Source organism: Shouchella tritolerans (assembly GCF_025770735.1).
GTDB lineage: Bacteria > Bacillota > Bacilli > Bacillales > Bacillaceae_D > Shouchella > Shouchella tritolerans.
Map to the genome: position 1 here is coordinate 12725 of NZ_JAODPB010000010.1, position 14873 is coordinate 27597.

16 protein-coding genes and 1 tRNA gene are annotated in these 14873 nt (G+C 45.4%); 1 reads left to right on the top strand and 16 read right to left on the bottom strand.

Annotation, left to right across the window (positions count from 1 at the left end):
- Positions 1 to 14: 14 nt before the first annotated feature.
- From hpt to N6H06_RS21285, 14 genes are all read right to left on the bottom strand, one after another.
- Positions 15 to 554, bottom strand: coding sequence for a hypoxanthine phosphoribosyltransferase (gene hpt / locus N6H06_RS21220; protein ID WP_062751051.1), 540 nt, complete (start codon positions 552 to 554; stop codon positions 15 to 17).
- A 41-nt stretch (positions 555 to 595) separates the two neighbouring features.
- Positions 596 to 2005: a tRNA lysidine(34) synthetase TilS gene (tilS, locus tag N6H06_RS21225; RefSeq protein WP_062751052.1), complete on the bottom strand. Its 1410-nt coding sequence runs from the start codon at positions 2003 to 2005 to the stop codon at positions 596 to 598.
- 21 nt (positions 2006 to 2026) lie between these two features.
- On the bottom strand, positions 2027 to 2974 hold the full coding sequence (locus N6H06_RS21230) for a protein kinase domain-containing protein (protein WP_404830376.1): 948 nt from the start codon (positions 2972 to 2974) through the stop codon (positions 2027 to 2029).
- Positions 2937 to 3689, bottom strand: a complete 753-nt coding sequence (locus tag N6H06_RS21235; RefSeq protein WP_318527602.1) for a VWA domain-containing protein — start codon at positions 3687 to 3689, stop codon at positions 2937 to 2939. Before N6H06_RS21235 ends, N6H06_RS21230 begins: the two co-directional genes overlap by 38 nt.
- A gap of 47 nt (positions 3690 to 3736) precedes the next feature.
- Positions 3737 to 6259: a stage II sporulation protein E gene (gene spoIIE / locus N6H06_RS21240; protein ID WP_263707907.1), complete on the bottom strand. Its 2523-nt coding sequence runs from the start codon at positions 6257 to 6259 to the stop codon at positions 3737 to 3739.
- Between the two features lie 287 nt (positions 6260 to 6546).
- Positions 6547 to 7869, bottom strand: coding sequence for a CitMHS family transporter (locus tag N6H06_RS21245; protein WP_263707908.1), 1323 nt, complete (start codon positions 7867 to 7869; stop codon positions 6547 to 6549).
- Positions 7870 to 8116: 247 nt separating this feature from the next.
- A tRNA-Met gene (locus N6H06_RS21250) sits at positions 8117 to 8190 on the bottom strand.
- Positions 8191 to 8446: 256 nt separating this feature from the next.
- Positions 8447 to 8875 (bottom strand): S1 domain-containing RNA-binding protein, encoded by a 429-nt coding sequence (locus N6H06_RS21255; protein WP_062751061.1) that lies wholly within the window; start codon positions 8873 to 8875, stop codon positions 8447 to 8449.
- 77 nt (positions 8876 to 8952) lie between these two features.
- The gene (locus N6H06_RS21260) at positions 8953 to 9330 is read right to left on the bottom strand and encodes an FtsB family cell division protein (RefSeq protein WP_238583397.1); all 378 of its coding nucleotides are present in this window, start codon (positions 9328 to 9330) and stop codon (positions 8953 to 8955) included.
- A gap of 11 nt (positions 9331 to 9341) precedes the next feature.
- Positions 9342 to 9905: a spore cortex biosynthesis protein YabQ gene (yabQ, locus tag N6H06_RS21265; RefSeq protein WP_213029599.1), complete on the bottom strand. Its 564-nt coding sequence runs from the start codon at positions 9903 to 9905 to the stop codon at positions 9342 to 9344.
- Complete coding sequence (gene yabP, locus N6H06_RS21270) at positions 9905 to 10219, bottom strand: sporulation protein YabP (protein ID WP_062751067.1); 315 nt, start codon at positions 10217 to 10219, stop codon at positions 9905 to 9907. Before yabP ends, yabQ begins: the two co-directional genes overlap by 1 nt.
- A gap of 134 nt (positions 10220 to 10353) precedes the next feature.
- A complete protein-coding gene (locus N6H06_RS21275; RefSeq protein WP_062751162.1) occupies positions 10354 to 10935 on the bottom strand; it encodes a YqaA family protein in 582 nt (193 codons plus the stop codon).
- Positions 10936 to 11034: 99 nt separating this feature from the next.
- Positions 11035 to 12066, bottom strand: a complete 1032-nt coding sequence (locus N6H06_RS21280) for an NAD(P)/FAD-dependent oxidoreductase (RefSeq protein ID WP_062751164.1) — start codon at positions 12064 to 12066, stop codon at positions 11035 to 11037.
- Positions 12067 to 12180: 114 nt separating this feature from the next.
- Entirely contained in the window at positions 12181 to 12678 is a 498-nt protein-coding gene (locus tag N6H06_RS21285; protein ID WP_213029600.1) for a GNAT family N-acetyltransferase, read from the bottom strand.
- A gap of 130 nt (positions 12679 to 12808) precedes the next feature.
- On the opposite strand from N6H06_RS21285, the gene N6H06_RS21290 reads away from it, so the two are divergent.
- The gene (locus tag N6H06_RS21290) at positions 12809 to 13774 is read left to right on the top strand and encodes a 2-hydroxyacid dehydrogenase (protein ID WP_062751071.1); all 966 of its coding nucleotides are present in this window, start codon (positions 12809 to 12811) and stop codon (positions 13772 to 13774) included.
- A 176-nt stretch (positions 13775 to 13950) separates the two neighbouring features.
- On the opposite strand, the gene N6H06_RS21295 is transcribed toward N6H06_RS21290, so the two are convergent.
- Positions 13951 to 14613 carry an HAD family hydrolase gene (locus N6H06_RS21295; protein WP_082808488.1) on the bottom strand — a complete coding sequence of 221 codons (663 nt, stop codon included), beginning with the start codon at positions 14611 to 14613 and terminating at the stop codon, positions 13951 to 13953.
- Positions 14613 to 14867: an RNA-binding S4 domain-containing protein gene (locus N6H06_RS21300; RefSeq protein ID WP_035202177.1), complete on the bottom strand. Its 255-nt coding sequence runs from the start codon at positions 14865 to 14867 to the stop codon at positions 14613 to 14615. The genes N6H06_RS21295 and N6H06_RS21300 overlap by 1 nt, the downstream gene beginning before the upstream one ends.
- Positions 14868 to 14873: the final 6 nt, after the last annotated feature.

Below are 14873 nucleotides of genomic sequence, written 5' to 3' on the forward strand. Positions count from 1 at the left end.
TTCTGTACCAATAATTAGCCTTCATAAACTTCAGGTTTCAGTATTCCGACATAAGGCAAATTACGGTAGCGTTCTGCAAAGTCTAGACCGTATCCTACTACAAATTCGTCCGGGACAACAAAACCTGTCATATCCGGCACCAAATCCACTTTTCTGCCTTCTGGCTTATCGAGAAGCGTTACCACTTTTACCGACTTAGCCTTCCGGTATTTAAACAACTCGACTAAATAGCTTAGCGTTAAGCCGCTGTCAATGATGTCTTCGACAATTAAGACATCACGCCCTTCCACTTTCGTGTCAAGGTCTTTTACAATTTTCACTTCACCTGAGGAGACAGTGCCTTTTCCATAGCTGGACACATCCATAAAATCAATTTCCAAGTGGGTATCCACAGCTTTAATCAAATCAGCCATGAAAGGCAGGGCGCCTTTTAAAACACCGACAAATAGTGGAAAACGGCCTTCATACTCTTTTGTGATAGCCTGCCCCAATTCCTTGATTTTTTGCTGAATTTGTTCCTCAGTCAATAAAATTTCTTTCATGTCGTTCTTCATGTACGGTCTTGTACCTCCTGTAAGTTGGTGCCTTTTTCTCGTTATGGCCATTTATGTTGGGAAAAAGTAACATGGAGTAGCTCGCCTTGTTCATCAGCGGAGCGGGTGAGAATGCGGGATGTTTGAAGTGAAGGCACCCAAAGAATCGAGTCATTTGCATCGACAAGCAGAGGCCAAGCATCTCTTTTGGCGCGATCTACTTTTCGATCGATAAACAAACGGTTCACTTTTTTGCTTCCGCTCATTCCGCTTGGGGAAAGCTTATCTCCCGGCTTGCGATTTCGTATGTATAGCGGAAAAGCCACTTGGCTCGCCTGAAATGAAACAGCATCCGTATGTTCTAATTCCAATAGTTCTTCTCGTGTATCCGCCCTGATTACTCCAAGGGGCGTGTCTACTTTACCTGGGATACAAAGCAGATGACAATAAGCTTTTATTTCTGTAAAAGAGGCGGTTGTGAACAAGCACGTCCCGTAGGAACGTTTCACTTGTACCCCACCTGGCAAATCTAGTTGAGCGGAAGGGGCACTTGTTTGGAGAAACGCTTGGATCTGCTCAATTGCATCAGGAAAAGCACGCATGTCATTTACTCCGTGAACATTTAAGTGAAGATAATTTAATATTAGATGAATCATTCTTCTTTGTAAAGGAAAGGGGGCAAGACAAAGCGCCTGAATTTCAAGTTCGATACTTTTCTCGCTTTTTCCCATTAAAATTTGATTCAAATGAGCTTTCGCCTGCTCCATTAAATAGTGGTTGTCATCATCCTGCCAGCGGTCAAAACGGCCAATGTGTTTATGGATATGGGGGTTTTCCTCGACAAGATAAGGAGCGATGTTCATTCGAAACCGATTGCGCGTATAAGCATCGGAAAAATTACTCTGGTCGATTCGGTAAGGAATGTCATTTTCGTTACAGTAGGCGACAATGGATCGCTTCGTTTCTTCCAGAAGCGGTCGCGCCAAAACACCATTTGAAAAGGGTCTTGTAGCCGCAATGCCTAGTTTCGTCAACGGCGTCGTTCCACGAGTCAGTTTCATAAAAGCCGTTTCTACTTCATCGTCGCCATGGTGGGCAGTCAAAAGCACCGTTGCATGTACTCGCTCCATTTCCCCTTGAAAGACCTGGTAGCGGAGTGTACGGGCCGCTTGTTGCGTACCAACATGGCGCTCGGCTTTAAAGGCAGCGACGTCGACGTCTTTCACATTGCACGGCACGCCGAGGCGAGCAGAGAAAGCTTGAACAAGTTCGGCATCTCTATTTGACTCTTCGCCTCGCAGGCGGTGGTTTACATGAACGACAAACAGATTGAGCCTCCACTTTGCTTGCAATTTGGCCATTATTGCAAGGAGCGCCATTGAATCGGGGCCGCCTGAGACGGCAACGAGTACGTTTGCTTCCATTTCAAACAATCGATTGTTTGCGATAAACTGTTCCACGCGTGCTTCCATTCTATTCGCCCCTATAGCTTTTCAAAATGATTGTATTAATAAGTATAGGACAAAAAGGATGAGAACAAAAGACATCACTAGGATTAAGTCGATCGGCGCCCCTTTCTGTTTTCTTGCTTTATGTTGCTGTTTCCGTTTCACTCGGCTATGTCCTTCGGTTTGCTTCACTGAGGCAAGAAAGTCGTTTTTCATTGCTTCCGCAGATCCATACCCTCCCATTAACGCTTTATAAACCACTTCCCGGTAAGGTTTTAATAGCGGCGCTTGATAAACAAGCTTTTTTAATTGGTTTGCCGTATTGCCCCGCTCTTTTTTTACTTGCCGTGGATACGCACAGTCGACGATCATCATCGCCGCCGCAAATAAGTCATAGGTCGGTTCCGCCTTTCGTGTTCCTTGTTCCCAGTAACCTCGGTCGTAATACTCGGTATATTCCTTGATCGCACGTCCCACTCGTGTGGTCCCGCCTACATCTAACAATCTTACTTCAGCCGAACGACGAGTGACGATCACATTTTCGGGCTTTAAATCGCCAAATACCCAGCCCTGTTGATGGAGCGCGCTTAATGCACCCAACAATTGCAATGCTAATACAGGCAGCCACTCTGGCCCTTTGCCCCGGAGGAAGTCAACAAAATTTTCGCCTTCAATATACTCCATTGCGTAGAAAGGAAGGACGCTGTTGGCAGACAGGAAGTCGTCAACGTCAAATAAGCAAGGCCCAAGCGGCTTGCCTTGGACCTTGCTGAACTGTTTCAGTACATTCGCTTCTGCTGTAATTGACATCGGTTCTGTGCCGATCTTTAAAGCAACTGAACCCGTTTCTCCTTCTGCCAAGTAAACATAGCCAGTGACCCCTGCCCCAAGTTTTCGAATCAACTTATAAGGTTTACGGTTCCACTTGCCGCGAAATGCCAGTCCTGGGTAAAGTTCAAAATCCAAATCGCCCTTGGCGCTGTTCATTCTCATCGTCTTCCAATCTCCTTTTGCCCCGTCTTTCCTCAAACACTTGGAGTGCTGCTTGTAAAGCTGGGCCAGTCGGTGTCATTCCCGCCGTTGACAGTTTTGTAAAAGTCGCAGTTAGTGATTGGAGCTTTGGAGTCCAATCAAGCAATCTCTCAATCGGCTTTCTTTTCCCGGGAAATGAATACAAAGAAAATTTCGTATCCCCTGAGCGGGAGTTTAAGCTGATTGACAAATCCAATAACGCTTCTTGTACCATCGGTAATTTATTTGCCATGCTTGCACTTGTGTCGATTAATACAAGTACCTCTAAGAGCACTTTCTCACCTAGATCATCCACTACTTCCATCACTTGTCCACGTTTTCCCGGCGGCAAGTCTTCCATTTCATCGTTTTGGCCTAATATTTGTTTAAGTTCTTGGTTGACGACACCGTGGAGTGTTTGCGTCATCGCTTTTCTTGTTACCATCTGAACTGTTTTAGCCAGTTGCCTGGCAAAAACAATTTCGCTTACCCCTCCACCAGCCAGTGCAATCGCTTCAACCTCTTGAAGCCCTTTTTCATTTTCGCGATTTTCATCAGTAATGCCGATTACATTTACCGTAACGTCATACTCTTGGGCCAAGCGCGCAATCGCTACAGGATCTTCGCCATAGTTCGAATGCCCGTCAGTCATGAGCAAAATTTGCCTTAATGTCCCATTCATTCGTTTCCCCTCCATCTGATTTCGTGTTACCATCATGGTCATATTGGAGGGAAAATATACTTTTAAGTGCCTGTTGCCTGTTTATAGAACGGTGTAGCTTTCTTGTTTTTTGTCGTCTTCGGATGGATCGGGATCGAAGACCATTTCGGCGTATTGTGTTTCAACTGTGTAACGACGATCGTCATGTCATCTTCAATCACAATCCCTTTTTCCGAACGAATGACTTTCTCTAAGAGCACATCGGCCACTTCTTGTGGGTCATCTGTTTCAATTTCCTTAATCATACGCTTCATCCATTGCTCCTTGTTCTCAGTTTGCCTTTTCGCATCAAACACCCCATCGCTGCACATAATCAGCAAGTCACCTGGCTTAAGCTGCTCGCTAACAACGTCTACTTCAAATTCATGGAGAATTCCCATTGGCAAGTTGCCTGCTTCAATTTTTATGACGTGGTCTTTGCGTTTAATAAAGCTTGGTGTTGATCCAATTTTCAGGAACTTTGCTCCTGCATCTTGCATATCTATCATCGCCAGATCGAGTGTAGAGAACATTTCTTCTGTGTTGCGCAATGACAATATGGAATTGACTGACTTGATTGCCACTGTTTCTTCAATCCCTGATTGCAACACTTTTTGCAGCAACTTCAACGTTTCACTGCTTTCCAAATGAGCTTTTTCGCCGTTTCCCATGCCGTCACTTATCGCAACTGCGAACTTTTCGCTATTTAATTTGATCATGGCATAATTGTCTCCAGATAACCATTCGCCGCCTTTGGCGACTTTGGCAATGCCTGTTTCAACAGCAAAAGGCTTTGCTGATCCAAATGAAATATGGCTATATCCATTTGAATAAAAGCCTGGTTCTTCCCGCATTAATACAATCGTTTCCTTGACTAAATCAGAAAGCATTGGCGCGATGATTTTTTCCGCCTCGCCATTTTCATGGCTGCATAGAACACTCATTTCAATTTCAATGCTGCCACTCTCCATGCTGTAAATGTCTATATGCCCAACCTCAAGGCCGGCGTTTCTCAAAGCATCTACCATGTGCTCTTCTTGGATGACATGAGGCTGCTTTTCTTTTTGGATCTCTTTTGCGAAATCACCCATTACCCGGGAAACGCCAAGCAATTGGTCGGCGACTAGCCGCTGGCTCTCTAACACTTGTCTCTTCAATTCCTTGTTTGCCCGATAATGGTTCACCTCAGCATTAAGGGCAGCCATGACTTGGTCAGGCTTGCGGCAATGGCTGCGCCATTGCCTTTGTAATTTTGCATCGACAACCGCTCCGTGCACCTCGCTTTCCTGGACCATTTGCTTCATTGAATCATAGGTAGCATTAAAATTTTGCACCCAGCACTTTTCTTTCAACATGCACGTTTGGCATGTTTTTTCCGTCACGCGGCTAAGGAGCACATCGACCTCATGGTCATGCTCTTCTTCCTCATTTTTAGGAGGTGTATGAAAGCTGTTCGATAGCGTTTGGAACAAAGACGAAAACCGTTCAACCTTTCCCGCTGTCGCGTCTCGGACTTTGCGTAAATATTGCTGCTGTTCCTGGGAATGCTCCACAGTCCCAGGAATATAGCGTGCTACCTTTGTCAGCCAGCTCTTTGGCGTCAGTAAAAATAGCGTGATTGCAATGGCAGACTCCGACACACTTGCCCCAAGCCCGCCCCCTTGGCCATACATGCCAATTAAGAGCGTTCCTACAAGGAGGCCAAGTGACACGCCGATCCGTTTTCCTTCCTTTAACAACCCGCCTAACAAACCCGCAAAGGCAAGCAGGCTCATCTGATAGAGACTTGCTAAACTCGCTAAGCTTAAAATCAAGCCTGTCACCACCCCGACCGTCGAGCCGATTGCGGCCCCGCCAACAAAAGCGAACACTAAAACGAGGTAACTTGCAAAGCTATGCTGAAGCACGGCCTCATTTATCGTCCAACCGACTGTTCCAGTCATTACAGAGGCAAGCAATATGATCAAACAAATAATTTCTTCGTTCCGAAGGGCTTGTCCGCCTCTTTTTCCTGTCACAAGCGGTATGCTTTGGATAAAGATCATCGTCAGGATAAAGCTAAGTGCCGCTTCGACTGTAGCCATCATCATCGCATATTGGCTTAATCCACCTTCTGTGAAAAATACGAGTAACAGCCTCGTTGCGATACTAGCTGAAAACACAAGATAAGGGAGCGATTTAGCAGGGTGTTTCATGAACATTTTCATACATTTGTACAGGATAAGAAAGAACCCGATCCCTGCAATGGCAAAAATAAATTGACCGTGGAAACTAAATACAGCGCCGGCTAATAACGAAGCCGCGGCAATGAGTGATTGAGAGCGTCTTAACAAAAACACGGCAGCCAAGAATGGCAAGATAAATGGAGTCAACCCTGATAAAATCATAGCCCTTCCTAGCAGAAAACCAAGAATAGCAATGAATATCCCCCAATCATAAAGCACCGTTTTGGCTCCGCTTTTAAGGGCTTGTCCACCGCTTGCACATTTGGCCCATATACCATTGAGCTTTTCAGCTACTTTTGCTGTACCCATTTCTTCTGACGTCTTTATCACTTTACTTATCATTCTCGCCCACCACCCTATTAATATCGTACGTACACTATAGCAAGCAAAGCTGGAGCAATTTGTCAGAATTAAGGGCCAATATGAAAAATTATTTCGACGTACTTCGGGCTAATCAGTGTGGATGATTCACAAAAATCGAATAATAGGGGTTTGATGTTAGCGTATCTTTGGGTAGATGCTCAATGGTTGGCTAGAAATGACGTACGAATTAAGGCATAGGGAAAACTCATTTTTCTCAATCTGTTGACAACATAAAAGCCGCACCCAACGATGCGGCTCTCACGCTATTATGCGAATGTAATAATGCCCAGGAAGTAAGCGCTCACAAGCATGATGATGCTAAATCCCCACATAATAAAAAAGGAATAACGGATATGTTTCCCCATTTCAAGGCCTGCAAGCTGCAATGCCAGCCATACGGCCGGAGCAAGAGGGCTAACAAATGTACCAATGATGTTTCCGATCACGAGCGCATATGCGGCTGAAGTGGAAGAAACCCCAACTTCTGTTACAATCTGTTCAACGAGTGGCAACAATGCAAAATAATAGGCATCTGTGCTTAAAATTAAGTCAAATGGGACGCCAAAAAAGCCGATAATGACATGAAGATAAGGAACAACAGCGTGTGGAAGCACGCCAACTATATCGACTGCCAGCGCCCGAAGCATCCCTGACTCGTTTAAGATTCCTAAAAAACAGCCTGCCGCAATGATGATCGTTGCCATCATTAACGCATTTGGAGCATGCCTTTTAATTGCTTCCATTTGGTCGTCTACTTTCCGTAAATTAAACGGCAGCGCCAGCGCCACGCCAAGCATAAATACGAGCGGAGACGGCAAGACGTCGACGGCCAAAACAATAATGACAGCAGCCATTAGAAGAGCATTGACAGTCATTTGCAGAGCGCCTGCTTTCTTTTGACTTTCTTTTCCTTTCGAGGCATTTGCCGCGTAGGCTGTAGCTGCTGCTTCATTCCATACATGGCGATCGGCAATTCTCTTTTTTTCTCTGAGAGCAAGCAACACCGCTAGCCCGAGCAGAAACGCGATGCCAATAAGTTGCAAAGGGATAAGCGGCAACCAAAGTTCTCCGGCGCTCATATTAAGTACGGTACCAACACGCGCCACCGGTCCTGCCCACGGCACCATATTCATGATGCTTGCCCCTAGACCAATTAATAGCAGAAGCAAATACGGGCTCATCTGTAAACGCTTGTAAGTAGGCAAAAGCGCCGGGACTGTCAACAAGAACGTCGTTGCTCCCGAGCCATCGAGATGAGCGACGCTGGCAACGATAACTGTTGCTACTGCTACGCCAATGACATTTCCTTTTGAGAGGGCAAGCACTTTATTGATAACTGGATCAAACAAGCCTGCATCTTGCATAATGCCAAAAAAGAGTATCGCGAAAATAAACATAACGGCGACAGAAATAACATCATTGACGCCTACACTGAAAAAACCACTAATGTCATCTAAATCGAAGCCTGCAACGACAGCAGCTATAATGGGAATAAGCGTAAAAGCAACGATTGGCGACACTTTTTTGCTGATAAGCAAAGCGACAACTGCCACAATCGCAATCAGTCCAATAAAACTAAGGCTAAACATACCGGTCTCCTTCCAAACAATTAATCAATCTTATAATGAGATTTCTCTTATCTTAACGAAACAGGCGGGCGCTGTAACCGTTTCCAATTTAATGGGCATTCTATTCATTTTTTTTATTTTGTCCATTTTGTTTACGAGACGCGAAAAAACCCTCTTTTCCTTTTCAGAAAAGAGGGTTTTATCCTGTAGAAAACACTCAGGATCGTTCTATTGACAAGCATTTTCTACCAGTTTGATAACTAATAGATAGCGGCGGAGGGGATCGAACCCCCGACCTCACGGGTATGAACCGTACGCTCTAGCCAGCTGAGCTACACCGCCTCGCTTTTCACGACATTATTTAATATACTTGTTTTTTCTATGAAAGTCAACATTAAAATCTAGTGTAGAAAAGGGTTTCCTTCTCACCTCTGACTGTAGGAACAACTCACAAACGTCATCTTCGCCCCATCTGTCAAGTGTTTTCTATCAGTCTGAGGATGTTGTCGACTTTGTCGACAACATCAGAGGAGCAGGATTACCCTGCTCCTCTCTCATTCCTATTTACAAACAGATATACGTTACACAAGCAACATCGCTATCCGCGTTTTGCACCCCGACCGCCGCGTTTAGACTCTGTTTGCCTTTTGATCGTCGACAAACGTTCTTCGCTATCCTTTAGGAAACGGCTCATCTTGTCTTCAAAAGACGCAGCAGGGCGCGATTTTCCGCCTCCTCGATTATTACTGGAGCGCGGATGAGGGCGCGGAGGGCGGCTTTCTCCTTCGGGACGGTCAACCGCTTTACGGATCGAAAGACCAATTTTGCCGTCTTTTTCTATATTGACGACTTTCACTGTCACTTCATCGCCAACCTTTAAAAGTTCATTTATATCTTTTACATAATGATCCGCAACCTCACTAATGTGAACCAGACCCGTTGACCCGCCTGGCAATTCCACAAATGCACCGAAATGTGTAATGCCAGTCACCTTGCCTTGCAGCTTGCTGCCTGCTTCAATGGACATGAAAACGTACATCCTCCTTAAATTTTGGGTGAACTAAACGTACTCCAATATATTATACCCGACCTGAAATTTTGGTGTCAATCGCTCGACTGCTGCTTGGAGACGTTAATTCTTGTTTCGCCTGGAAGAGTGAGGTAATAATCACGTCTGGCAATCTCTTTAATAAATTCATCGTCTTGAAAATTGGCAATGTCGCGTAAGAGTTGTTCTTCCTCATTCTTTAGCTGCTCCAATTGTTCAGCCGCAGCTTGTTGTTCTTCCCGTTTTTCATTAATATCGGCTCGTTGTGAGAACAGCGTTACACTGCAACAAATAGCGAGCACACTAAAGACGATGCCCATAAATCCAAGCCGACGATAGAGGCCTTTTCGCCTTTTCGCTTGTCGGATTAGTTCTTGCTGCCTTTGCTCCATATAGTCTGTGTCAAGTTCTTTAATCGTTGCCCGGTGTTTCACTGCCAAATCGCTCACCTCTCATCTTTTTTCCTAAAACGCTCCAATCGTTCCTGCCATTTACGCAAGATAGGCTGTCCTTTTTTTAAAAGGCCAATAAGGCCTAGTTTTTTCATTAGCCAATATAGGGGTTTAAGCAGGACATAAAGAATGATGCTCCACACAGAGATTACTATAATCATAACGAAGCGGCGCACGGACATCAACAACCATTTTATCGGCATGACAATGAGCGCTTTAAAAAGACTCCAAACGAAACGGAATACAGCGTGAACGATATTAATGACCAAATTGACGAGCCAATTATATACGCCTTTAAACAATGCTTGGTAGGCAGCATAACCGCATAGTAGCGCCAAAAATACATAAATTCGGATATCTCCCTGGTTTGTCTTAAATAAAATATAAAAGACAAGCAGCGCTTGGACAATCCAAAATGTAATGTCAAGCAAAGCGATGTGAATGCGGAAGGTACGTTGCCTAGGCAGAAAACGGCCGTACGTATCAATAGCCGCGCCAAGGCAAATGCCCATTGCGGCCATAGCGACCATTGTATAGAACTGAACAGTTAAAGCCATTATTTAAACAGTTTTCCAAAGAGCCCTTTGGATTTTCCTTGCTGGTTTTGATCGACATAAATCAGGTCGTGGATTTTTCCCTCAATCGAGACATTTCCTTGCTCTACATTTAAGTTTTTCATATAAAGGTTTTCGCCTCGGACCGATAAATAGCCTTGCACCGTTTCCAGCAAAAATTCTTCGTTATCGAAGCTGTCTACTTGTTTGACGCCTGTTATATCTAATTGCTTGCGCCCGCGCAACGTAACGTCGTGGTCGTTGTTTTTTCGTTCACGTCCCATTGGCGTGCCAAACTCGTAAGTAGAACCGTCCATTTTCTGCACCCTCCTAGAAAGCATGTCTTTATTGCAATGTATGCATGGGGCTTTGCCCCTAGAACAAGCTTCTAGCACAAAACACACTCTAATGGAGACGGCCTACCCTATTCGTTTAAAGGAGTTACGTCCAGTTATGAAAGTTCTTTGCCCTTTTGCGTTTCTGTTTTTGGGCGCTCTTGAACGCGGCGCTTTAAGTAGATGCCGACTGCAAGAAGAATAGCCACTCCTAACATCGCATACGTCAAGTATGAATGAACCATGTTCTCGGCTGCACGACCATATACATAAAAGAGGATACCAACAGCATAAAATTTAGCAGCCCTTCCAAGCGCTGCATAAACCATTAGTTTCCATAACGAAAATTGGAGCGCTCCTGATAAAATCGTAAATACTTTAAAAGGGATCGGCGTAAAGGCGCCAATTAATATAGCTGCCTCTCCGTTCTTTTTAAACAGTTTCTCGGCCTTTGTTAAAGCGGTTGGCTTTAACCACTTTTGCAAGACAGAATTTCCGAGCAAACGGCCGAGCATGTATCCAACTGGCGTGCCAAGAAGACAAGCGATATACCCTACTGTTGCAAACCAAATGGCTTGGTTTGGGTGAAGCAAGCTTAAGGACACTTGTAGAAAAAACGCAGGGACTGGAAAAATCACAGCATCTGCAAAGGCGTGCACGAACAACCCCCAGTAACCAAAATCTTCTAAAAACCCCATTATTCCGTCCAATCGATAGGCGCCCCTCTCTTAAACAAGAGCTTCTTTTATTCTCTATTTTTATGAGCGCTTGCGCTGTCTAAGTACAGCCTTGCGAACTTAGTTCATTGGCTGTGCTTGTTTCTCCTGCTTTAGCTGCTCATTTTTTTTCTTAAATTTTTCATTATGGGAAGATACATACGCTTGCTTATCCGCTTTCGGGTCCAAAAACTGCTTGACGCCATTAACCGCTGTCGCCCCTTCAACAAACGCTCCCGATATGAGCTGAAGTTTCCCTGCATGCCTTGTCACGTCCCCTGCGGCAAAAATGCCAGGCTGACTTGTCTCCATACAAGCTGATACGCGGAGAAAGCCGTCCTCTTCCAATTCAAGGCCTGCTTCAATCAAAAAGCAACCATCTAGTTTCATTCCATGGTTTACAATGACAGCATCGACTTCAATTTGTCGTTGTTCCCCTGTATCACAATGGGCAAGGGTAACCGCTTCAATGGCAGATCCTACCCCATGCAGTTCTTTTATTTGGTAAGGGGTGTGTATTTTCGTAACAGATTTCATTTGTTCCACATTTTTCTCATGCCCGCCAAACTCGTCGCGGCGATGGCACAGAACCACTTCTTTTGAAATGTTGGCAAGTTCGTTCGCCCAGTCAACGGCTGCATTGCCTCCTCCAGAAATTAAAACCCGTTTGTTTGCAAATATGTCCATTTGCGTGACCGTGTAATGGAGATTGGAAACTTCATACCGGTCGGCGCCCTCAATTTCAAGCTTTTGCATAACGGGAATGCCATGTCCAGAAGCGAGCATCACCGCCCGCGTATAATGGGCTTCGCCTTGCTCATTAAAAAGGGTGTACGTGTTGTCGGGCTCCCGCACCATCCGAACGATGTGTTCATTTAAACATATCGTTGGGTTAAAGGTCGTTGCCTGTTCAACAAGCTGATCAATTAATTTTCTACCTGTTGTTGGCGGCATTCCCCCAACATCCCATATAATTTTTTCTGGGTAAAACAAAATTTTGCCGCCTAGCTCTTTATTGTATTCGACGAGCTTTACTTTTAAATCACGCATCCCTGCATAAAACGTGCTATATAAACCGGCCGGTCCGCCGCCAATAATGGTTAGGTCAAACATCTCTTTTTCCTGCACGGTTATTCCTCCGTCCACTCTCTAGGATAATGAAAATCATTCTCACTTTTCTTTTAGTTTAGAGGAGGAATGCACCATTTTCAAGCGCCAAATCGTGGTTTATAGCAATTTCCCCATATAGATCTCATTAAGCCACTTGTGGCCATGTCGGATTGCCCGGCGGCGGACACCTTCTTGCTCGTACCCGCATTTCCGATACAAATGCAGCGCCCGTGTATTCTCTTCAATCACCGTTAGCTCCAGCCGGTGAAGCTGAACGCTCTGTGCAAAATGGTCCGCTTGCTCTAGCAGCTTCCTGCCAATGCCTTGGTTGCAGTATTCCTCTAAAATCCCAATCGTAATATAGCCAACATGGCGAATGCGTTGCAATCGGGAACCAAACACACTCAGATAGCCAACAAGCTTTTTGTTGTGTTCCGCCACAAAAATTGTGGACGACGGGGACTGCTGGATATCGGCAATCGCCTTCCGCTGTTCACGCACCGTTGTCGTTCTTTCCCCAGGCTCATAGAGCATGTAACTTGCTTCTTTATCTAATTGCAATTGCAACTGCAAAAACTGCTTTGCATCGCTGATTGTTATTTCTCGAAGTTGCACAGCTACTCGCCCCCAAATATCTAATTTACTTTCTCAGATATTCTACATTGATTTGTTCCCTCCTGCATCAAGAAGGGAGGTGACAAATCAAGCATAGATTGCTATCGTTAAACTTAGAGGAGGGGTACATATGAGCAAACCGACTGTTTTCTTAGCACGTTCTTTGCCTGAAGCTGCGCTTAACCATGTCTCACAATTCTGCCATTTGCGGATATGGGACGAAAGCAAACCGCTAACGAGAGAAGCATTGGTCCACGAATTGGCTGATGTCGACGGCGCGATGCTAACAGGAATTGGCGCAGATGCCGAGCTCGTCAAACATGCTAGTAAGCTAAAAGTCATTAGCACCGCCACCGTTGGCTACGATGGCTTTGATGTTGAAGGCCTAGCAGAACAAAACATTTATGTCACAAACACGCCGTATGTTCTTGACGAAACGGTTGCAGACTTGCTGTTTGGCCTCATTCTATCAGGGGCGCGCCGTATTGCTCCACTGCACGAACAAATGAAGGCAGGCAACTGGACAAAACACACAACAGCACAGTCTCTATATGGACAAGATGTCTACAACCAAACACTCGGTATTGTTGGCATGGGGCGTATTGGCGAAAAAATCGTTCATCGTGCCAAGGAAGGTTTTGGGATGAAGATTCTTTACCATAACCGCTCAAGCAGGCCGGAAATCGAAAGAAAGTATCGCGCCAAAAAAGTAGAATTACACGAACTGCTTGAACAAGCGGATGTCGTTGTCGTCATGGTGCCACTTACTAAGGCAACAAAGCATATGATTGGAAAAGAAGAGCTAAGCAAAATGAAAGAAACGGCCATTCTCGTCAATGGTGCTCGCGGTGCCGTTATTGACGAGGCTGCCCTGATTGAAGCATTAAAGCAAAAAACGATTTTTGGTGCTGCTCTTGATGTGTTTGAAGTCGAACCGTTGCCACCAGGACATCCATTGCTAGAGTTGGATAATGTTACACTAACACCTCATATTGGCTCAGCCACAGCCGCTACCCGTGAAGCGATGGCGCTGCGCGCTGCAGAAAACCTCGTGGCCGGAGCACTCGGGCAAAAGCCTCGTGATGCTCTTTCCTAAACATCGTCGAACATACTAGCCGTAAACAATTTTTGTTTACGGCTTGAGACTGTAGACAAACGCTCGCATCCGTCGTCTTTTGCCTCAGTCGTATGCTTATGAACCCCCGTTCTACTCACATCTTCCCTCGCCTGCACTCCTCGTCTAACAAGCGTTTTCTATCAGTCTGAGGGCAGTTATCGATTTTTCTGGACCACTATTTCCGCCGCTCGCGGTTGGATTTGCCCTATCTCATTTACTTGGTCGTGTGCTGCACTCAAGTCTTGGCTACCTGAATTTGGGTTCACAAAGCCAATGACGCGCATTCCCGCGGCCAAGGCAGCCTGCACGCCATGTGCAGCGTCTTCTACTACCGTGCAAGCATCCGGTTGAACGCCAAGTTTTTTGGCTGTTTCCCTATAAACGTCAGGTGCAGGCTTCCCGTTAGCGACTTCCTCTCCGCTCATGACAACATCAAAATAGTCGCTGATGCCAAAACCGTTAAGCACCGCTTCAATGAACGGTCGCGGCGACGAAGACGCTAAACCAATGCGGTACCCGTTATTTTTTAAAGCTGCAAGCAGTTCTTTAATGCCAGGGATCGGTTCGACTTCCCCACTGACAACATAGGCTTGCTTTCGCTCATTGGCCTCGTTCAGCACGGCAGATACTTCAAACGTAGCACTGTGCGTTTTCTTAATTTGCTGCCACATATCCCTTGCGCGGGTGCCTACATAGGATTCTAATTCTTTTTCTCCCAGCTCGACGCCGTATTTCTTACACAGGTCTTGCTCCACTTGGAAATGGAGCGGCTCGCTGTCAATGATGACGCCGTCCATATCAAAAATAAAACCGCGCATTATACAGACTCCTCTTTAACAATCGTATACATTTCAGCAGCTTCTTCTTTTCGTGTGGTGTCACGTACGTCGTTTATTTTTACCGTGACGATTTTTTGCCCAAATCGAATCGCCAGTTCATCTCCTGCTTTAACTGTTGTCCCCGCTTTTGCCACTTGGCCATTGACTGTTACCCTGCCTTGGTCGCTAACTTCTTTCGCTAACGTTCTCCTTTTAATCAGGCGCGAGACTTTTAAAAATTTATCCAACCGCATCCAATC

What these genes read in the sequence shown, in the direction of transcription:
- hpt (WP_062751051.1), bottom strand. Translation starts at nt 554, where the DNA reads ATGAAGAACGACATGAAAGAAATTTTATTGACTGAGGAACAAATTCAG.
- tilS (WP_062751052.1), bottom strand. Translation starts at nt 2,005, where the DNA reads ATGGAAGCACGCGTGGAACAGTTTATCGCAAACAATCGATTGTTTGAA.
- N6H06_RS21230 (WP_404830376.1), bottom strand. Translation starts at nt 2,974, where the DNA reads ATGAGAATGAACAGCGCCAAGGGCGATTTGGATTTTGAACTTTACCCA.
- N6H06_RS21235 (WP_318527602.1), bottom strand. Translation starts at nt 3,689, where the DNA reads ATGGAGGGGAAACGAATGAATGGGACATTAAGGCAAATTTTGCTCATG.
- spoIIE (WP_263707907.1), bottom strand. Translation starts at nt 6,259, where the DNA reads ATGATAAGTAAAGTGATAAAGACGTCAGAAGAAATGGGTACAGCAAAA.
- N6H06_RS21245 (WP_263707908.1), bottom strand. Translation starts at nt 7,869, where the DNA reads ATGTTTAGCCTTAGTTTTATTGGACTGATTGCGATTGTGGCAGTTGTC.
- N6H06_RS21255 (WP_062751061.1), bottom strand. Translation starts at nt 8,875, where the DNA reads ATGTCCATTGAAGCAGGCAGCAAGCTGCAAGGCAAGGTGACTGGCATT.
- yabQ (WP_213029599.1), bottom strand. Translation starts at nt 9,905, where the DNA reads ATGGCTTTAACTGTTCAGTTCTATACAATGGTCGCTATGGCCGCAATG.
- yabP (WP_062751067.1), bottom strand. Translation starts at nt 10,219, where the DNA reads ATGGACGGTTCTACTTACGAGTTTGGCACGCCAATGGGACGTGAACGA.
- N6H06_RS21275 (WP_062751162.1), bottom strand. Translation starts at nt 10,935, where the DNA reads ATGGGGTTTTTAGAAGATTTTGGTTACTGGGGGTTGTTCGTGCACGCC.
- N6H06_RS21280 (WP_062751164.1), bottom strand. Translation starts at nt 12,066, where the DNA reads ATGTTTGACCTAACCATTATTGGCGGCGGACCGGCCGGTTTATATAGC.
- N6H06_RS21290 (WP_062751071.1), top strand. Translation starts at nt 12,809, where the DNA reads ATGAGCAAACCGACTGTTTTCTTAGCACGTTCTTTGCCTGAAGCTGCG.
- N6H06_RS21295 (WP_082808488.1), bottom strand. Translation starts at nt 14,613, where the DNA reads ATGCGCGGTTTTATTTTTGATATGGACGGCGTCATCATTGACAGCGAG.
- N6H06_RS21300 (WP_035202177.1), bottom strand. Translation starts at nt 14,867, where the DNA reads ATGCGGTTGGATAAATTTTTAAAAGTCTCGCGCCTGATTAAAAGGAGA.